Source organism: Cupriavidus sp. HPC(L) (genome assembly GCF_000307735.3).
Classification (GTDB): Bacteria; Pseudomonadota; Gammaproteobacteria; order Burkholderiales; family Burkholderiaceae; genus Cupriavidus.
Genome location: NZ_AMPR02000440.1, coordinates 1 through 19,146 on the forward strand (window position 1 = coordinate 1; position 19,146 = coordinate 19,146).

Consider the following 19,146-nt stretch of genomic DNA (forward strand, 5'->3'; position numbering starts at 1 on the left):
ACCGGCGGCCGCGGGCGCAGCGGCGCCCTCGTCCTGCTGGCCGTCGTCTTCGCGCAGGCGGCTGCGATCGAGCGCCCCGGCCTCTTCCAGCACCGGATAGGCGGTCGCGCAGAACAGCGAGTTCAGCCGCTTCAGGTCGCTGATCACGTCCAGGTGCAGCGAGCTGGTGTCGATGCTCTCGATGGTCTGCGTGGCGACGCGGCGCAGGTGGGTATGCGAATACTTGCGCTCCAGTTCGCGGAAGGTCGCCTTCTCGCGCATCAGCTGCCGCGCGCTCTTCAGGTCACCGTTCAGGAACACCGACAGCCCCAGCCGCAGATTGCTGATCAGCCGCGCATGCATCTCGGTGATCTCCTGCATGCCAGCTTCCGAGAACACCAGGTTGTGCGCGATCTTCTTGTCGCGCGCATCGAGCAGGATCCGCTCGATGATGTCGGCCGCATGCTCCAGATTGATATTGAGCGAGATGATCTCGGTCCAGCGGCGGCCGTCGCGCTCGTCGAGCGCCTCGACGCTGATGCGCGTCAGATACAGCTTGATCGCGGTATAGAGATCGTCGATCTCGTCGTCGATGCGGCAGGTGGCGGCGGCCAGCTTGGCGTCGTTGGTCCGCAGCACGCGCAGCATGTTGTCGAGCATCTGCTCGACGCGGTCGCCGATGCGCAGCACCTCGCGCGCGGCGTTGGCCAGCGCCAGCGTCGGCGTGGACAGCGCGGCCGGATCGAGGTGGCGCGGCGTGACCTGGCTCTCGCCGGTGTTGCGGCCCGGCAATATCGCTTCGCACAGCCGCGCCAGCGGCGCGGTCAGCCCGATCAGCGCGACCGCCAGCACCACGTTGAACAGCAGGTGGAAATTGACGATCAGCCGCTGCGGGTCCGCATCGAGCGCGCGCAGCAGCGTCTGCGCCTCGTCCAGCAGCGGCAGCGCCACCACGCAGCCGAGCAGGCGCGACAGCAGATTGCCCAGCGTCACCCGTTTGCCGGGCTGGTTGTTGCCTGAGGTCGTCAGGAACGCCGAAATGCCGGAACCGAGGTTGGCCCCGAGCACCAGCGCCAGCGCGACGGGGATGGACACCACGCCCGCCGAGGCCAGCGCGCCGCAGAACAGCACCACCGCCAGGCTGGAATAGGACAGCACGGTCAGGAAGGCGCCGACCAGCATGTCGAGCGCGGTGTCGCCGGTCAGGCTGGCGAACAGCACCTTGACGCCGGCGGCCTCGACCACCGGACGGGTCGCATTGGAGATCAGCTCCAGCGCCAGCGTGATCAGCCCCAGGCCGATCAGCACGCGGCCGACGTGGCCCGGCCTGCTGCCCTTCCAGCTCAGATGCGCGATCACGCCGATGAAGATCAACAGCGGCGACAGCCACGACAGGTCCAGCGAGAACACCTGCACCATCATCGCGGTGCCGACATTGGCGCCGAGCATGATGGCCAGCGCGGGCGCGACCGCGATCAGGCCCTGGCTGACGAAGGAGCTGACGATGACGGCGGTCGCATTGCTGCTTTGCACCAGGCCGGTCACGCCGAGGCCGGCGGCGAAGGCGGTGAAGCGATTGGCAACGCTGGCGGAGAGCACGTGGCGCAGGTTCGCGCCGTAGACGCGCAGAATACCGACCTTGACGATATTCGTGCCCCAGACCAGCAGCGCGACCCCGGAGAGCAGATGAAGCAGAACGCCCATGGTGTGGCACCCATTGCGGCCGGTGCGGCGGTCAGAGGCAGGGGCCGCCCGGCCCTTGTTGTGAATGAACGGCCATTATGCGCCCGCGCTGCGGACGAGGGCAACGCGGGGCGCCGGCGATGGTGCGCTTCGCAACGCTGGGCGGCGTTGCGGTTTTTGCGCGAAGGACGTTCAGTGGCCCTCGAATCGGCACACGGTAAAGAGCGGCAGGCCGCTGTCGAGCAGATGGCGCGAGCCGCCGAGCTCGGGCAGGTCGACGATCGCTGCGCCTTCCACCACGGTGGCGCCGAGCCGCTCGAGCAGCCGGCGTCCAGCCATCATGGTGCCGCCGGTGGCGATCAGGTCGTCGATCAGCAGCACGCGGTCGCCGGGCTTGCAGGCATCGGCGTGGATCTCGACGGTGGCGCTGCCGTATTCGAGCTCGTATTCCTCGGCCACGGTCTGGAATGGCAGCTTGCCCTTCTTGCGGATCGGCACGAAGCCCAGGTTCAGCTCGTAGGCGACGATCGCGCCGAGGATGAAGCCGCGGGCATCGATGCCGGCCACCATGTCGAGGCCGGCGTCCATGTAGCGGTGCACGAATACGTCGATCAGCACGCGCAGCGTCTTCGGGTCCTGCAGCAGCGGCGTGATGTCGCGAAACATCACGCCGGGCTGCGGCCAGTCCGGCACGGTGCGGATGCGGTCGCGCAGATAGGTGGTCACGTCGCCCAGCGGCGGGGACTGGATGGTGGGAGCGGGCATGGTCGGAAACAACGGATGAAGGGGTTGGCTGAAGCGCCAGTCATCTAGGATAGCGGCTGCGTCAGCGCTCGGTGATCCGCTGCTCGGCCGCCTCGAGCGCCTCGGGCGTGCCGCGCAGCACCAGGATGTCGCCGGGTTCGAGCACGGTATCGGGCTGCGGATCGAAGGCACGGATGCCGCGCCGCCGCACGGCGGTGACCTCGACGCCGATATGCTCGAGCCCCAGCGTGCCGAGGCGGCGGCCGACCGCGGTCGCGTCCGGGCCCAGCGACAGCGAATGCAGCCGCACCGAGTCGCGCTCGATCATGTCCTCCTCGTCGTCGCGGCCGTGGAAGTAACCGCGCAGCAGGCTGTAGCGCGCATCGCGGGCCTGCTGCACGCCGCGCACCACGCGCCGCATCGGCACGCCCAGCAGCACCAGCGCATGCGAGGCCAGCATCAGGCTGCCCTCGATGATCTCGGGCACGACCTCGGTCGCGCCGGCGCGCTGCAGCGCTTCCAGCTCCGAATCGTCGACCGTGCGCACGATCACCGGCAATGCGGGCTCGAGCTCGTGCACATGGTGCAGCACCTTCAGCGCCGACGGCGTGTTGGCATAGGTGATGATCACCGCCGCGGCGCGATGAATGCCGGCGGCGATCAGCGCCTCGCGCCGCCCCGCGTCGCCGTAGACCACCGTATCCCCGGCCGCCGCGGCCTCGCGCACGCGGTCCGGATCCAGGTCCAGCGCGACATAGCCGATGCCCTCGCGCTCGAGCATGCGCGCCAGGTTCTGCCCGCTGCGGCCGTAGCCGCAGATGATCGCGTGCTTCTCGGTCTGCAGGCTCTGCGCGGCGATGCGGGTCATGTTCAGCGACTGCAGCAGCCATTCGTTGGCGGCAAAGCGCATTGCGATCGCATCGCTGTACTGGATCAGGAACGGCGCCACCAGCATCGACAGCAGCATCGACGCCAGGATCACCTGCGTCAGCACCGGATCGACCAGGCCCAGCCCGTCGATCTGGTTCAGCAGCACGAAGCCGAACTCGCCGGCCTGTGCCAGCCCCAGGCCGGTGCGGATCGCCACGCCGGGACGCGAGCCGAACAGCCGCGCCAGCCCGGCGATCAGCACGAACTTGAACAGCACCGGCACGATCAGCAGCGTCAGTACCAGCCACAGGTTGTCGATCACCACGCGCACATTGAGCAGCATGCCGATGGTGACGAAGAACAGCCCGAGCAGCACGTCGCGGAACGGCTTGATGTCTTCCTCGACCTGATGCCGGTATGGCGTTTCCGCGATCAGCATGCCGGCCATGAAGGCGCCGAGCGCCATCGACAGGCCCAGCCGCTCGGTCAGGGCCGCCATGCCCAGCGTGACCAGCAGCAGGTTCAGCATGAACAGTTCCTGCGAGCGGCGCGCGGCCACCACGTGGAACCAGCGGCTGACCACGCGCTTGCCCAGCACGAAGATCAGCGTCAGCGCCACCACGATCTTGACGATGGCCAGCGCCAGCGCCATCGGCAGTTCGCCCGGGTCGCGCGACAGCGCGGGGATCACGATCAGCAGCGGCACCACCGCCAGATCCTGGAACAGCAGCACGCTGAAGATATTGCGGCCGTGCTCGGTCTCGAGCTCCAGCCGTTCGGACAGCATCTTGGAGACGATCGCGGTCGACGACATCGCCAGCGCGCCGCCCAGCGCGATCGACGCCTGCCAGGTCAGGTCGAACACCGCGCTGAACAGCCAGCCGACCGGCGCCACCGCCAGCATGGTCAGCACCACCTGGCTGCCGCCGAGGCCGAACACCAGCCGGCGCATCGAGCGCAGCTTGGCCAGATTGAACTCCAGCCCGATCGAGAACATCAAAAAGACCACGCCGAACTCGGCAAGGTACTTGGTCTGGCCGGAATCGCTGGCCAAACCCAGCGCGTGGGGCCCGATCAGGATGCCGACCGCCAGATAGCCGAGCATCGGCGGCAGCTGCAGCATGCGGAAGGCGACCACGCCAAGCACGGCGGCGGCCAGCAGCACAAGGGTCAAGTCCAGCGGAGAATGCATTCGGGCGGGCCGGTGTGGGTGCGAGCGATGGTGCGAGCGATGGTGCGGGCGGTGGTGCGGATTGCGGTGCGGCAGTGCAGCGGTTGCGGGCAGTAATGCAAGCGGTGGACCAGGAACGGACCTGCCCGGCCCGGCAGTGTTTCGTCAGGGGGCGGCCGGCCGGCGGAGACGGGACCCGGACGCGAAGGCCGACGCCGCGCCGGACGCGCTGCCACCGGCCCGGGCGCCATCGCATTCATTGGTATACTTCGTCGCCATGATAGCCAATTTCAATGCGGAAAGAGCACTCGAGCTCGCACGCCATACCCTGCAAATCGAAGCCGATGCGGTCGCCGCGTTGTCGTCGCGGCTGACGCCGGACTTCGCGCGGGCGGTGCGGCTGGTGCTGGAGTGCTCGGGCCGCGTGGTCGTTTCCGGCATCGGCAAGTCCGGCCATATCGGCCGCAAGGTCGCCGCCACGCTGGCCTCGACCGGGACGCCCGCCTTCTTCGTCCATCCTGCCGAGGCTTCGCACGGCGACCTCGGCATGATCACGCGCGACGACGTGCTGATCGCCTTCTCCAACTCCGGCGAGACCTCCGAACTGCTGTCGATCGTGCCGATCGTCAAGCGCATCGGCGCCAAGCTGATCTCGGTGACCGGCAATATCGAGTCGAACCTGGCGCAACTGGCCGACGCCCATCTGGACGCCCGCGTCGACAAGGAAGCCTGCCCGCTGAACCTGGCCCCGACCGCCAGCACCACGGCGGCGCTGGCGCTGGGCGATGCGCTGGCGGTAGCGGTGCTCGATGCACGCGGCTTCGGCGAAGAGGATTTCGCACGCTCGCACCCCGGCGGTGCCCTGGGGCGCAAGCTGCTGACCCATGTGCGGGACGTGATGCGCACCGGCAATGCGGTGCCCGAAGTCCGCGAAAGCACGCCGCTGGCGCAGGCGCTGATGGAAATCACCCGCAAGGGCATGGCCATGACCGCGATCGTCGACGCCGACGGCCGCGCGATCGGCGTCTTCACCGACGGCGACCTGCGCCGGCTGCTGGAAACGCCGCGCGACTGGAAGACGGTGCCGATCGGCGAGGTCATGCATGCCAACCCGTTCACGGTCGGACCGGACCAGCTCGCGGTCGAGGCGGTGCAGATCATGGAAGCGAACCGCATCAACCAGCTGCTGGTGGTCGACGCCGACCAGCGCCTGGTCGGCGCGCTGCATATCCATGACCTGACCCGGGCCAAGGTCATCTGACGCACGCCATGCGGGATCTGTTTCCTTCCCTGTCCCGGCTCGCGCTGCGGCTGATGCCGCTGCTGCTGATGGCGCTGGTTGCCGGCAGTACCTTCTGGCTGGTGCAGGTCAATACGCCGCGCGAGGTCAGCGATACCGAACGCCAGAAGCGCCACGTGCCCGACTACTGGATGGAGCGCTTCACCGCCACCGAACTGGCCGAGGACGGCAGCACCAAGATGCGCTTCACCGGCGAGCGGATGATCCATTACGAGGACGACCAGACCTACGAGGTCACGCGGCCGGCGATGCGAGCCTACGAGCCGGATCGGCCGCCGGTGACCGGCACCGCCGACCTCGGCAAGATGAACGCCGACGCGAGCGTGATCGACCTGTTCGGCAATGCCCATATCGTTCGCGTGCAGGGCGCCGATCCGTCGCAGGACCCGCAGATGAGCGCGACGTCGAGCTACTTCCAGATCCTGATCAACGACGACATCGTCAAGACCGACAAGCCGGTCAAGCTGACGCGCGGCCCGTCGGTGATGACCGCCAACGGCCTGGTCTTCAACAATGTCACGCGCGAGGTCAATCTGCTCGGCAATGTGCGCGGCACCATCGTGATGGCGCCGCGCGGCGGCGGCAGCGCGAAACCATGACGCATCGCGCCCGCGCGCCAGGGGCGCACCCCTCGAACGTTCCCTCCCGGACAACGCCAATCAACGCCATCGTGGCCAACATGACCCTGACCCTGACGACCTGGACCCGCCGCCGCGCCGCCGCCGTGCTGCTCGCCTTCGCCGCCGGCATGACGCTGGCCCAGCCGGCGCTCGCCGAACGCGCCGACCGCGACAAGCCGCTGGTGCTCGAGGCCGACAACGCCAGCTACGACGACGTCAAGCAGATCTATACGCTGACCGGCAACGTGGTGCTGACCAAGGGAACCATGGTGCTGAAGTCCGATGCCGCCGAGGTCCGCACCGACCCCGAGGGCTACCAGTACGCGGTGGCGACCTCGAAGGGCGGCAAGCAGGCCTACATCCGGCAGAAGCGCGACAACGTCGACGAGTACATCGACGGCTGGGGCGACCGCATCGAATACGACGGCAAGCAGGAAGTGGCCAAGCTGATCGGCAATGCGCGCATGGCGCGCCTGGCCGGCGCCAAGATCGTCGACGAGATTCGCGGCGCGGGCTGACCTACGACAGCCGCAACGAGTTCTACACCGCGGCCGGCGGCAGCGGCAACGCGGCGCCGGCGAACCCGTCCGGCCGCGTGCGCGCGGTGCTGTCGCCGCGCCAGAGCCAGGGGACCGGCGGCAGCGGTGCCGGCGTGGACCTGAAGGGCTCGCCGACGGCCAAACCCTGACCCCGGCCTGCCTCGGTGCCTGACCCCGTGCCGCCCAGCACGCTTCGCCGCACCTTCGCAGCACGTTCGCATTAAGCAGTATCAAAGGATTGCCCACATGTCCGTTGCCGACACCGCTACCGCCACCGCTCCCGCCGCCAACGCCAACACCGCAGCCGGCGCTGGCGCCGGCACGATGCCCGTCACCAGCAATCTGGTGGTGCGCCATCTGAAGAAGCGCTACGGCTCGCGCACCGTGGTCAAGGACGTGTCGCTCGACGTCAAGAGCGGCGAGGTGGTCGGCCTGCTCGGCCCCAACGGCGCGGGCAAGACCACGTCGTTCTACATGATCGTGGGCCTGGTCGCGCTCGACGAAGGCGACATCGTGCTCGATGGCCAGCACATCAGCGGCCTGCCGATCCACGAGCGCGCGCGCATGGGCCTGTCGTACCTGCCGCAGGAAGCGTCGGTGTTCCGCAAGCTCAATGTCGAGCAGAACATCCGCGCGGTGCTGGAACTGCAGCGGGACAACGGCAAGGCGCTGTCCGCGGCCGAGATCGAGCGCCGGCTCGACAGCCTGCTCGACGATCTGCAGATCGCCCACCTGCGCAACAATCCTGCGCTGTCGCTGTCCGGCGGCGAGCGCCGGCGCGTCGAGATCGCGCGGGCGCTGGCCTCGGCGCCGCGCTTCATCCTGCTGGACGAACCGTTCGCCGGCGTCGATCCGATCGCCGTCGGCGAGATCCAGCGCATCGTCAGCTTCCTGAAGGCGCGCAATATCGGCGTGCTGATCACCGACCACAACGTGCGCGAGACGCTGGGCATCTGCGACCACGCCTACATCATCAGCGAGGGCGCGGTGCTGGCGGCAGGCGAGCCCAAGGAAATCATCGCCAACGAATCGGTGCGGCGCGTTTACCTGGGCGAAAACTTCCGCATGTAATTGCTTGACCCGGGGCGGCACGACACGCGGCTGCCCCGCCCTGCGAGGCAGCGGCTTCGTACGCCGGCAAGCGATGCCACGTTCATGCTCTGGTGATCCATCAGGCAATCGCTTCTGCCCACGCAATCGAAACTTCCGATAGCAAATTCCGTTCCATCGCGGCCGAAGTTGCGCATAAAATAGGCCGCATGAAACCGTCGCTACAGCTACGCCTCTCCCAGCATCTGGCCCTGACGCCGCAGCTGCAGCAGTCGATCCGGCTGTTGCAGTTGTCCACGCTGGAACTGCAACAGGAAGTCGAGCAGGCGCTGACAGAGAATCCGCTGCTCGAACGCGAAAACGACTGGATCGAAAGCCCGCTGCGGGTCGCCGCCGACGGGTCGGTCAATGTGCAGACCGCCACCACGACCCCGCCCGCCGAACCGGCGGCGCCCGCGGACTCGCGCGCGGACGGTGCCGCCGCGGCCGACGATGGCTATGCCGACGGCGCGGGCGACGATTATGGCGGCGACTGGAGCCTGGACGACTTCGCCCGCCGTCCGCAAAGCGATGAGGACGAAAAAACGCCGCTGCAATTGCGCGACGCCGAGCCCACGCTGCGCGAATATCTGATGGAGCAATTGGCTCCGCTGAAAATCTCGACGCGCGACAAGGGCCTGGCGATTTTCCTGATCGAATCGCTCGACGACGACGGTTATCTGAGCGCGTCTCTCGAGGAAATCCTGTCCGAATTGCCGGAAGAGCTCGAATTCGAACTGGACGAAGTGCATGCGATGCTGACGCTGCTGCAAAGCTTCGATCCGCCCGGGGTCGGCGCACGCAACGCAGCAGAATGCCTGTCGCTGCAACTGCGCCGCATCGAACATCCGCAGCGCGACCTGGCGATGACCATCGTCCGCCATCACCTCGAACTGCTGGCCGCGCGCGACTACACGCGGCTGAAGAAGGCCCTGCAGGTCGACGACATGCAGTTGAAGGCCGCGCACGAGCTGATCCGCTCGCTCGCGCCGTATCCTGGCCACGCCTACAGCCGGCCGGAAGCGGACTTCGTGGTGCCCGACGTATTCGTGCGCAAGAGCGGCCACAACTGGATCGCGCAGCTCAATCCCGATGTGATGCCACGGCTACGCATCAACGATATGTATGCGCAAATCTTGCGCGGCGCGAAAGGCGATACCGGCGCCGCGGGATTGCAGCAGAAACTGCAGGAGGCGCGCTGGCTCATCAAGAATATCCAGCAGCGTTTCGACACCATTTTGCGCGTCGCACAAGCCATCGTGGAGCGGCAAAAGAATTTCTTTACGCACGGCGAAATTGCGATGCGCCCCTTGGTTTTGCGGGAGATAGCCGATACACTGGGTCTACACGAGTCGACTATTTCTCGTGTGACGACCAATAAGTACATGGCCACCCCGATGGGGACATTCGAGCTGAAATATTTCTTCGGCAGCCATGTATCGACCGAGACCGGCGGTGCCGCGTCTTCCACCGCAATCCGTGCGCTGATCAAGCAGCTGATAGGAGCCGAAGACCCCAGAAACCCGTTGTCCGACAGCCGGATTGCCGAACTGCTGGGGGAACAAGGCTTCGTCGTGGCGCGACGTACCGTCGCCAAATATCGTGAAGCCTTGAAGATCCCGGCCGTGAACCTTCGCAAGTCTTTGTAGCCGAGTCGCATCGCCTGCCTGGTGCGGCTCTTTCAGAAGGAGAAGCGCTATGAACTTCAAGATCAGTGGACACCACTTGGACATCACGCCGTCGCTGCGTGAGTACGTGGAAACGAAACTGGAGCGAATCCTCAGGCATTTCGATCAGGTTATTGACGTCAGCGTGCTGCTATCGGTCGACAATCAAAAGGAAAAGGATCGCCGTCAACGCGCGGAAATCAATGTGCATCTGAAGGGCAAGGACATCTTTGTCGAAGCGCACCACGAAGATCTCTATGCGGCGATCGACATGCTGGTCGACAAGCTGGACCGGCAAGTGATCCGCTACAAGGACAAGGTGCAGAGCCACGACCGCGAATCGCTGAAGTATCACAGCAGCCTGGTGGCGAACCAGGCCCAGCAGTAGCTTGAAGATTCGGCGCGGCCACAACGCCGGCCGGCCTTGAAGTGAGGAAAGAAGCCGTGCCAGGAGCACGGCTTTTTTGCGCCCGTCGCGGCACGGGACCTTCGCAGCCTATAGGATGAAACCGGAATGGGGTTCCGTCTGGCAGGCTTCCCGGTGTATGCTGTGCAATACATATAGAGAATGCCCGCCCCGTTTCCTTGCGCAATGCCGCTCGGGGCGATCGGCATCGGACGGCAGGGAGCCCCCCTGCACTATAATGTGCCGCACGCTGATAGTCGGGAAGCGGCGGCAACGAACGCACCGCCCAGCAACGGCAGACCGGCCCACGCCGGCAAGGACCGCATGGCGGCGCCAGTTTCAGGAATTCCGCGCATTTCAAATGAACCGTTTGGCCAAACTGCTGCCGCCCGGCAATATCTCGCTCGACGTCAGCGTCACCAGCAAGAAACGCGTGTTCGAACAGGCCGGCTTGCTGTTCGAAAACAACCATGGCGTGGCGCGCGCCACGGTGACCGACAATCTGTTTGCCCGCGAATCGCTTGGCTCGACCGGGCTTGGTGCCGGCGTGGCAATCCCGCATGGCCGCATCAAGGGCCTGAAACAGCCGCTGGCTGCCTTCATGCGGCTTGCCGAGCCGATCCCGTTCGAGTCGCCCGACGGCAAGCCGGTTTCGCTGCTGATCTTCCTGCTGGTGCCGGAACAGGCCACGCAGCAACATCTGGAAATCCTGTCGGAAATCGCTCAGCTATTGTCCGATCGCGACATGCGTGATGGCCTCGCCGCTTTGCCGACGCCCGATGCGGTTCACCAGTTGCTGGTGCAATGGCATCCTTGACCCTCCCGGCATAAGCGCGCAGAGCCGCGCCGACCGCATACAACACCGCCTTAGCGCCCCGCCTCATCCCGCATGGAACTCACCGGCGTCACCTCCCAGTCGATCTTCGACGACAACGCAGCCGACCTCAAACTGTCCTGGGTGGCCGGGCTGGAGGGCGCCGATCGCGCCTTCGACCTCGACTTCGCACGCGAGGCGACCTCGGCGGCCGACCTGGTCGGCCACTTGAACCTCATCCACCCGAACCGGATCCAGGTGCTCGGCAAGCCGGAGATCACCTACTACCAGCGGCTCGACGACGAAACGCGCAAGCGGCAGATGGGTGAGCTGATCCTGCTGGAGCCGCCCTTCCTCGTCGTCGCCGACGGCATGGAGCCGCCGCCCGACCTCGAACTGCGGTGCACCCGCTCGTCGACGCCGCTGTTCACGACCCCGGTGTCGTCGGCCGCGGTAATCGACCATCTGCGGTTGTATCTGTCGCGCATTTCCGCGCCGCGGGTCACGATGCACGGCGTGTTTCTAGACATCCTCGGCATGGGCGTGCTGATCATGGGCGAATCCGGCCTGGGCAAGAGCGAACTCGGCCTGGAACTGATCTCCCGCGGACATGGCCTGGTCGCCGACGATGCCGTTGATTTCGTGCGTCTTGGCCCCGATTTCGTGGAGGGTCGCTGCCCGCCGCTGCTGCAGAACCTGCTGGAAGTGCGCGGCCTGGGCCTGCTCGATATCAAGACGATCTTCGGCGAAACCGCGGTGCGCCGGAAGATGAAGCTCAAGCTGGTGGTCCAGCTGGTCCGCCGCAACGACGGCGAATTCGAACGGCTGCCGCTCGATTCGCAATATCTCGACGTGCTCGGCCTGCCCATCCACATGGTGAAGATCCAGGTTGCGGCCGGCCGCAACCTCGCGGTGCTGGTCGAGGCCGCCGTACGCAACACCATCCTGCGGCTGCGCGGCATCGACACGCTGCGCGATTTCATGGATCGCCAGCGCGCCGCGATGCAGGCCGACGCGGCCTCGCGCGGCCAGGGCCGTCTGCTCTGAGCGTTGGACCGGAGCGCCCACTGAGCGTCTGCTCGAGTACGCATTGACGCATCGGCGTGCCCGACACGCCGGCAGCGTCAACCTGATTGGGGTTTTCAGCGTTTTGTGCTGTAATGGGCATCACGCCCAGCCTGCGCCGTCGCGCATCCTGCGCTTGGCGACCCGATCCTCAGTCAGGAGATTCCAGCATGAAGACACTGATCGCAACCTGCGTGCTGCTGTGCCCGCTGGTCGCCACGGGCGCCTTTGCCCAGACCGCCTCCGGCAACAGCCAGCAGAGCAAGATGAAGACGTGCAATGCGCAGGCGGCCGGCAAGACCGGTGACGAGCGCAAGGCCTTCATGAAGGAATGCCTGTCCGCCAAGCCCGCTACCGCCGGCAACTCGCAGCAGCAAAAGATGAAGGCCTGCAACGCGCAGGCCAGCGGCAAGAAGGGCGACGAACGCAAGGCGTTCATGAAGGAGTGCCTGTCCGCGTGACGGCATACCGGTCGGCCGCTGCGCCCTGAGCGGGCGGACGGCCGATCAAGCGGGCCCATCAAGGCCAATGAAGGCGAATCGCACGGCACCCGGCGGTTCGCTTTTTTCTTTGCTGTTTCGCCGTTCTCGCCGTTCTTGCCGCGCTGCGCGTGCATTGCGCGGCTTTCGCACGCTTTCGCCCCTTTTCCCGCTTGCCGTGCCATCCCGGACCACGGATTTCATCGGACCGTCATGACGCAATCATCACGCGATGCTATCCTTCAAGCGTTATGCGCATCGTCCTCATCACCGGCATTTCCGGCTCCGGCAAATCGGTTGCATTGAACGTGCTTGAAGACGCAGGCTACTACTGCGTCGACAACCTGCCAGCGCAGTTCATCCCGGAACTCGCCCGCTATCTTGCGGCCGAGGGCTACACGCATCTGGGCATCGCCACCGATATCCGCAGCCGCGAATCGCTGGCGCGGCTGCCCGAGACACTGCGCAGCCTGTCGGCCGAGCACGAGGTCCGCGTGGTCTTCCTGACCGCCAATACCGATTCGCTGGTGCAGCGCTATTCGGAAACGCGGCGTCGCCATCCGCTGTCCGTGCGGCTCGCGGCGGGCGAGGCGAGCGGTGCGCCCGCACCGACCGAGACCCCGCTGGTCGAAGCGATCGAGATGGAACGCGAACTGCTGAGTCCGCTGGCCGAATCGGCGCACCGCATCGACACCAGCAATGTGCGCACCAATACGCTGCGCGCCTGGATCAAGGACTTCATTCGCGACGACAATCTGCAGCTGACGCTGCTGTTCACGTCGTTCGGCTTCAAGCACGGCGTGCCCAGCGATGCCGACATGGTGTTCGACGTGCGCTCGCTGCCCAATCCGTACTACGACCTGCAGCTGCGGCCGCTGACCGGACGCGATGCGCCGGTGATCGACTTCCTGCAGAGTCAGCCGATGGTGCTCGCGATGGCAGAGGACATCCGCGCCTATGTCGAGAAATGGCTGCCGAGCTTCGTCGCCGACAACCGCAGCTATCTGACGGTGGCGATCGGTTGCACCGGCGGCCAGCACCGCTCGGTCTATATCGCGGAAAGACTTGCCAACTACTTCCGCGCGCATGGTAATGTGCTGGTCAGACACCGCGAGCTGGTGCCGGTAAGCTGATCCGGCCGACCCAGGCGGTGGATCCCGGCGGCGGCGCAATGTGCTTGCCCCCGCCCTGTGAGCGAAAGTCTTCTCGGGATCGCATGTCTTCCAGTTCCGCAGCGTCCAATCACGCGGCACCGCTCCACGTCGAAGTCGACAGCCTGCCGCTGTTTCCGCTCCACACCGTGCTGTTTCCCGGCGGCCGGCTGCCGCTGCGCGTATTCGAGTCCCGCTACGTCGACATGGTGCGCAATTGCCTGCGCGACAACGCGGCATTCGGCGTCTGCCTGATCGCCAGCGGCACCGAGGTCGCGCAGGAGGGGGCCGCCACCGTGCCGGAAGCCGTCGGCTGTCTCGCCGAAATCGTCGACTGCAATATGGAGCAGCTTGGCGTGCTGCTGATCGAGACACGGGGCAGGCAACGCTTTCGCATCCTCGAACACCATACCCGCGACGACGGCCTGCTGGTCGCACGCGCCGAGCTGCTGCCCGACGACGTGATCGACTGCAAGCTGGAACTGCTGGGCGAATGCCTGGCGGCGCTGCGCCGGATCGTCGCCTCGCTGCACGCGCCGCCGCACAAGCTGCCGTTCGCCGAGCCGATGCAGTGGGAGGATCCGAGCTGGGTCGCCAATCGGCTATGCGAACTGCTGCCGGTGCCGATGAAGGCCAAACAGATGCTGATGGCGCTGCCCGACGCCGGCATGCGGATCGAGATCGTTCATCGCTTCATGCGCCAGCACCACATGTTGTAGCGGCTGTAGCGCGTGGCCGCATCGCCGCGGCCGGTTCCAGCGGGCGAATCACACCTTCAGAACAATTGCGGCGCCACCTCGCCGGCCAGCAGCTTGCGCACCGGCGCCGGCATGCCGAGTTCGTCGAGCCGATCCAGCGACAGCCAGCGCCACTGCTCTTGCGCTGCGTCCACTGCTGCCCCTACCTCACCCGCATCGCGCAAGGCCAATGCAGCCATGTCGACGCGCACCGCGCGGATCAGCAGCCGGAAATGGGTGAAGACATGCGTCATCTCGGCGACCATCGCGGCGCGGGCCGGGGTGCCGAACGCCCGTCCGAATGCAAGCGCGTCGTCCTCGGCCTGTTCGGCGTCGAACGGAAGCGCCGGCACGGGCAGTTCCGGCAGGCTCCACAACCCGCCCCAGATGCCGCTGTCCGCGCGCAGCCGCAGCAGCACCTCGCGGCCATGCCGCACCACCACCATCACCGTACTGCGCTCCGGCACCGGCGCGCGCGCCTTCGGCGTCGGCAGCACCGCCGTCAGGCCCTCGCGGCGGGCCGCGCACAGGTCCGACAGCGGACAGCGCGCCGCATCGTCCAGGCAGGCCGGCTTGCCGCGCGAGCAGACAGTCGCGCCAAGATCCATCAGCCCCTGCGTGTACGCCACCATGTCATCGGACTGGCGCGGGCCCCGCGCGGGCAGCGCGGCCTCGGCCATTGCCCACATCCGGTTCTCGATCGCCTTTTCGCCAGGATGGCCGTGCACGCCGAAGCAGCGCGCGAAGACCCGCTTGACGTTGCCGTCGAGAATCGGCGCGCGCACGCCGGCGCTGAACGCAGCAATCGCCGCCGCGGTCGAGCGGCCGATGCCGGGCAGCTCGGCGAGCAGGGCCGGATCGCTCGGGAAATGGCCGCCGTACTGCTCGACCACCAGCTTTGCGCAGCGGTGCAGATTGCGCGCCCGCGAGTAGTAGCCGAGCCCGGCCCACAGCGCCATCACCTCGTCGGCCGGCGCGTCGGCGAGCGCCTGCACGGTCGGCAGCCGCGCCAGAAAGCGCTGGTAGTAGTCGATCACCGCGCTGACCTGGGTCTGCTGCAGCATGATCTCCGACAGCCAGATCCGGTACGGATCGCGGGTGTTCTGCCAGGGCAGATCGTGGCGCCCGTGCCGGCGCTGCCATTGCACGACGCGGGCGCCGAAATCGGACGGCACCGCGCTGGCGGCGGAATCAGGGGCGGCAGCGGAGTGCGTGGTGGCTCGAGTGGTGGAACGGCGAGGCATCGATGAGTCGCGAGGGGGGCGTCAGTCTTTTCGGGTCAGCGGTGGCGCGTCGTTGCGCTCAACGCTGGCATTGCGGGCAATAGAAGGTAGAGCGCTGGCCCTGCACGATGTGCCGGACCGGCGTGGCGCAGTGCCGGCAAGGCTTGCCGGCACGATCGTAGACGAGGCAGTCGAGCTGGAAATAGCCGCTGGCCCCGTCGCTGCCGACGAAATCGCGCAGCGTGCTGCCGCCGCGCTCGATCGCCAGCGCCAGCGTCTCGCGCACCGCCGCGGCGAGCCTCTCGCAGCGCGCCCGCGACAGACGGCCCGCGGCGGTGGTCGGCCGGATGCCGGCGCGGAACAGGCTCTCCGAGCAGTAGATGTTGCCGACGCCGACCACGATATCGCCCGACAGCAGCACCGTCTTGATCGCGGCGCTGCGCCCGCGCGTATGGCGGTACAGCCAGTCGCCGTCGAAGGCCGGGTCGAATGGCTCGATGCCCAGATTGCGCAGCAGCGGATGGGTGGGCAGCAGCGCCTCCGGCAGCGTGGTCCACAGCACCGCACCAAAACGGCGCGGGTCGCGGAAACGCAGCGTCAGTGGCCGGCCGGCTGCGTCGTGCAGCAGCAGATCGACATGGTCGTGCGTGCCCGGCGCGGGCGGCTCGTGCCATACGCGCAGCGTGCCGGTCATGCCGAGGTGGATCAGCAGCCAGCCGGCGTCTTCACCACCAGCCACGCCATCGGCCACGCCGCCAGCTGTCGCGTCCCCCTCGCGCACGCATTCGAGCAGCAGATATTTGCCGCGCCGCTCGACACGCCGGATCAACCGCCCGGGCAGGCAGGCCTCCAGCTCTTCGGGCACCGGCCAGCGCAGGCCGCGATGGCGCACCGCCACCCCGGCGATGCGGCTGCCCTCCAGATGCGGCAGCAGTCCCCGTCGGGTCACCTCGACCTCGGGCAATTCCGGCATCGAACCTCTCCTTTGCGCACGACTCCAAGCGGCAGACCCCATGTCCGCCATGGTGCCCGCAGCCGGGCATTGTAGCGGCACGTTACAATGGCCCTAACTTGTCATATGGCACGACGCGTGCCGGAGTCCCACCCATGCCGGACCGCCTGGACCGCATCCTCGCTCTGCTCTCTCCCCACGTACCGCTTGACGAGCCGCCTGCGCAGACCCGCGCGCGCGGCGCAGCGCCAGGCCGGCGTCTGCTGCCATTGCTGGTCGCGGCCGTGGTCGGCGCCAGTGCGCTGACCGGCTGCGCCAGTGCGCGCGATGCCCGGTCGGCCCAGGCCGATCCGGCACGCGCGGAGGCAAAGTCCGACGGCGCCGAGCCCGACCGGCCGATGTTCACGTTGAGCAGCGACGGCGAGCTCGAGCCGACCCCGGCCACGCCGCTGCCGCCCAAGATGCCGCTGCCCGAGCTGCCGCTGACGGCCGACATCATGTATCGCGTGCTGGCCGCCGAGATCTCGATGCAGCGGGGCCTGACCGGCCCGGCCTATCGCACCTACGTGGAACTGGCCCGCTCGACCCGCGATCCGCGTTTCGCGCAGCGCGCCACCGAAATCGCCTTCAATGCGCGCGTCCCGCAGCAGGCCCTCGATGGCGCCCGTCTGTGGACCGATCTGGCGCCGACCTCGCCGGCCGCGCGTCAGGTGCTGTCGACCCTGCTGGTGCTGAACGCGCGCTGGGAGGAGGCCGAGCCGCTGCTTTCGCTGCAGCTGAACGGCGTGCCGCCGAGCCATCGGCCCGAGGCCATCCTGCAATTGCAGCAGCAACTGTCGCGCACCAGCGATCCGGCCGGAGCCGCCGCACTGCTGCAGCGGCTGGTCGCCAACGACATGCAGTCGGCCGAGACGCGGCTGGCGCTGGCGCGGGCCAAGGAGACCGCCGGCGATGTGCCGGGCGCGCTGGCCGAACTCGACGAAGCGCAGCGCCTGCGTCCCGACTACGAAGCGGCGGCGCTGATGGCGGCCGAGCTGCGCGCCGACAATGCCCCCGAGCAGGCCATCGCGGGCCTCAAGCGCTTTCTCGACAAGGCCCCGGCTTCGGTAAACGGCCGCATCACGCTGGCGCGGGTCTACCTGCAGCGCAACGAGATGGACGCCGCGCGGCGCGAATTCGAGGCGCTGCGCAAGGTCGCGCCCGACGATCCACGCGTGCCGCTGGCGCTTGGCCTGACCGGACTGCAGGCGCGGCGCTACGACGAGGCAGAGCGCTATCTGCACGAATACCTGCGGCTGGCCGAAAAGGCACCGAGTTCCAATCCCGACGTCGCGTACCAGTATCTGGCGCAGATCGCCGAAGAGCGCAAGGACTACGCGGGCGCGGTGCAGTGGCTGGACCGGATCGAGGACCAGCGCATGGTCGGCGCGGCATCGGTCAAGCGCGCGCAGATGCTGGGCCGCATGGGCCGGTTCGACGATGCGCAGGCGATCTTCGGCGACATGCTGGCCGACGCCGAAGACATCGCCGATCCCGATCAGCGTGCGCAGCGGATGATGGCGGTGCGCCAGGCCGAGGTCGGCATGCTGATGGAAGTCAAGGCCTACGACCGCGCGCGCAAGGTGCTGGACGAACGCATCAAGGCCGAGCCCAACAACGCCGAATGGCTGTACGAGCTGGCAATGCTGGACGAGCGCGAGAAGCGCTACGACAGCATGGAACGCCGGCTGCGCCAGTTCATCGCGTTGCAGCCGGACCAGAAGCAGGGCTACAACGCGCTGGGCTATTCGCTCGCCGATCGCAACATCCGGCTGCAGGAAGCGCTGAAGCTGCTGGAGAAGGCCACCGAACTGGGGCCCGACGATCCCTACATCATGGATAGCCTGGGCTGGGTCAAATTCCGCCTGGGGCAGCTGCAGCCCGCGGCCAAGCTGCTGCGCGACGCTTATGCGAAGGCGCCCGAGGCCGAGATCGCCGCGCATCTGGGCGAGGTGCTGTGGCAGCTCGGCGAGCGCGACGAGGCGCGCAAGACCTGGGAGGAAGGCGTCAAGCTCGACCCGAACAACGAGACGCTGGTCGAGACGCTGCGGCGCTACAACGTGCGGCTGGCGCAGTAGCGTGCCATAGCGTCGACGGCTTTTGCGCGTTGCGCGGCCGCCGGCCTCCGTCGCCATTCATCGCCCAACCATCGACATCCGCCGCCGGCACGGCCGCGCGACCGCGCGCCGTGACCCGGCATCGATCTCCGTTCCACGCATGGACCGATCCCGCCGTACCCTGACCCTGCTTTGCCTGTCCGCGCCGCTGTGGCTCGCTGCCTGCGCCAGCGTCACGCCGTCGCGCCAGTTCGATGCCGCCGCCGGTGCCCGCGCCAGCGAACTGACCGGGCGCTTCGCCGCCAATTACGTCCGCTATGGGCGTGACGAGGGCGTGCAAGGCAGCTTCCATTGGCGCGAGCAGGGCGACAACGTGCGGCTGGACCTGATCTCGCCGCTCGGCCAGACCCTCGCCGTGGTCACCGCGACGCCGTCGGGCGCGACGCTCGACCTGCCCAACGAACCGCCGCGCAACGCGCCGCAGGTCGATGCACTGCTCGAGCAGAGCCTGGGCTTCGCACTGCCGGTGGCCGGCATGCGCGACTGGCTGCGTGCCCGCCC

General features: G+C 67.3%; 17 protein-coding genes and 1 pseudogene. 13 read left to right on the forward strand and 5 right to left on the reverse strand.

The window, feature by feature from the left end; genetic code table 11:
* The 3 genes from B551_RS21305 to B551_RS21315 all read right to left on the reverse strand — a co-directional run.
* The coding region (locus B551_RS21305) for a Na/Pi cotransporter family protein (RefSeq protein WP_023264974.1) at positions 1 to 1,683 on the reverse strand (1,683 nt) is incomplete at its 3' end.
* A gap of 171 nt (positions 1,684 to 1,854) precedes the next feature.
* Positions 1,855 to 2,427 (reverse strand): adenine phosphoribosyltransferase, encoded by a 573-nt coding sequence (locus tag B551_RS21310; protein ID WP_006579156.1) that lies wholly within the window; start codon positions 2,425 to 2,427, stop codon positions 1,855 to 1,857.
* 61 nt (positions 2,428 to 2,488) lie between these two features.
* Positions 2,489 to 4,468 (reverse strand): monovalent cation:proton antiporter family protein, encoded by a 1,980-nt coding sequence (locus B551_RS21315; RefSeq protein WP_006579157.1) that lies wholly within the window; start codon positions 4,466 to 4,468, stop codon positions 2,489 to 2,491.
* A 256-nt stretch (positions 4,469 to 4,724) separates the two neighbouring features.
* On the opposite strand from B551_RS21315, the gene B551_RS21320 reads away from it, so the two are divergent.
* The 11 genes and pseudogenes from B551_RS21320 to B551_RS21370 all read left to right on the forward strand — a co-directional run bounded on the left by B551_RS21320 (position 4,725) and on the right by B551_RS21370 (position 14,296).
* Positions 4,725 to 5,708 carry an SIS domain-containing protein gene (locus tag B551_RS21320; RefSeq protein ID WP_006579158.1) on the forward strand — a complete coding sequence of 328 codons (984 nt, stop codon included), beginning with the start codon at positions 4,725 to 4,727 and terminating at the stop codon, positions 5,706 to 5,708.
* A gap of 8 nt (positions 5,709 to 5,716) precedes the next feature.
* Entirely contained in the window at positions 5,717 to 6,346 is a 630-nt protein-coding gene (gene lptC / locus B551_RS21325) for an LPS export ABC transporter periplasmic protein LptC (RefSeq protein WP_006579159.1), read from the forward strand.
* Between the two features lie 80 nt (positions 6,347 to 6,426).
* A pseudogene (lptA, locus tag B551_RS21330) lies at positions 6,427 to 7,055 on the forward strand (lipopolysaccharide transport periplasmic protein LptA).
* Between the two features lie 97 nt (positions 7,056 to 7,152).
* Entirely contained in the window at positions 7,153 to 7,977 is an 825-nt protein-coding gene (gene lptB / locus B551_RS21335) for an LPS export ABC transporter ATP-binding protein (protein ID WP_006579161.1), read from the forward strand.
* A gap of 188 nt (positions 7,978 to 8,165) precedes the next feature.
* On the forward strand, positions 8,166 to 9,644 hold the full coding sequence (locus B551_RS21340) for an RNA polymerase factor sigma-54 (protein ID WP_023264975.1): 1,479 nt from the start codon (positions 8,166 to 8,168) through the stop codon (positions 9,642 to 9,644).
* A 49-nt stretch (positions 9,645 to 9,693) separates the two neighbouring features.
* A complete protein-coding gene (hpf, locus tag B551_RS21345; RefSeq protein WP_006576783.1) occupies positions 9,694 to 10,050 on the forward strand; it encodes a ribosome hibernation-promoting factor, HPF/YfiA family in 357 nt (118 codons plus the stop codon).
* Positions 10,051 to 10,429: 379 nt separating this feature from the next.
* Positions 10,430 to 10,885: a PTS IIA-like nitrogen regulatory protein PtsN gene (gene ptsN, locus B551_RS21350; protein WP_006576782.1), complete on the forward strand. Its 456-nt coding sequence runs from the start codon at positions 10,430 to 10,432 to the stop codon at positions 10,883 to 10,885.
* Between the two features lie 72 nt (positions 10,886 to 10,957).
* Positions 10,958 to 11,929: an HPr(Ser) kinase/phosphatase gene (hprK, locus tag B551_RS21355; RefSeq protein ID WP_006576781.1), complete on the forward strand. Its 972-nt coding sequence runs from the start codon at positions 10,958 to 10,960 to the stop codon at positions 11,927 to 11,929.
* Between the two features lie 188 nt (positions 11,930 to 12,117).
* Complete coding sequence (locus B551_RS21360) at positions 12,118 to 12,408, forward strand: PsiF family protein (RefSeq protein ID WP_006576780.1); 291 nt, start codon at positions 12,118 to 12,120, stop codon at positions 12,406 to 12,408.
* 269 nt (positions 12,409 to 12,677) lie between these two features.
* Positions 12,678 to 13,559 (forward strand): RNase adapter RapZ, encoded by an 882-nt coding sequence (gene rapZ / locus B551_RS21365; RefSeq protein WP_023264976.1) that lies wholly within the window; start codon positions 12,678 to 12,680, stop codon positions 13,557 to 13,559.
* An 83-nt stretch (positions 13,560 to 13,642) separates the two neighbouring features.
* Positions 13,643 to 14,296 (forward strand): LON peptidase substrate-binding domain-containing protein, encoded by a 654-nt coding sequence (locus tag B551_RS21370; protein ID WP_006576778.1) that lies wholly within the window; start codon positions 13,643 to 13,645, stop codon positions 14,294 to 14,296.
* Between the two features lie 56 nt (positions 14,297 to 14,352).
* Here B551_RS21370 and mutY read toward each other — a convergent pair whose 3' ends face one another.
* Positions 14,353 to 15,558 carry an A/G-specific adenine glycosylase gene (gene mutY, locus B551_RS21375; RefSeq protein ID WP_043442036.1) on the reverse strand — a complete coding sequence of 402 codons (1,206 nt, stop codon included), beginning with the start codon at positions 15,556 to 15,558 and terminating at the stop codon, positions 14,353 to 14,355.
* Positions 15,559 to 15,616: 58 nt separating this feature from the next.
* Entirely contained in the window at positions 15,617 to 16,510 is an 894-nt protein-coding gene (gene mutM / locus B551_RS21380; protein WP_006576776.1) for a bifunctional DNA-formamidopyrimidine glycosylase/DNA-(apurinic or apyrimidinic site) lyase, read from the reverse strand.
* Positions 16,511 to 16,644: 134 nt separating this feature from the next.
* On the opposite strand from mutM, the gene B551_RS21385 reads away from it, so the two are divergent.
* Both B551_RS21385 and B551_RS21390 read left to right on the forward strand, forming a co-directional pair.
* Positions 16,645 to 18,606, forward strand: a complete 1,962-nt coding sequence (locus B551_RS21385) for a tetratricopeptide repeat protein (protein ID WP_043442037.1) — start codon at positions 16,645 to 16,647, stop codon at positions 18,604 to 18,606.
* A gap of 139 nt (positions 18,607 to 18,745) precedes the next feature.
* Positions 18,746 to 19,146, forward strand: a 401-nt coding sequence (locus B551_RS21390; protein ID WP_023264978.1) for an outer membrane lipoprotein LolB, incomplete at its 3' end; no start/stop codon positions are given.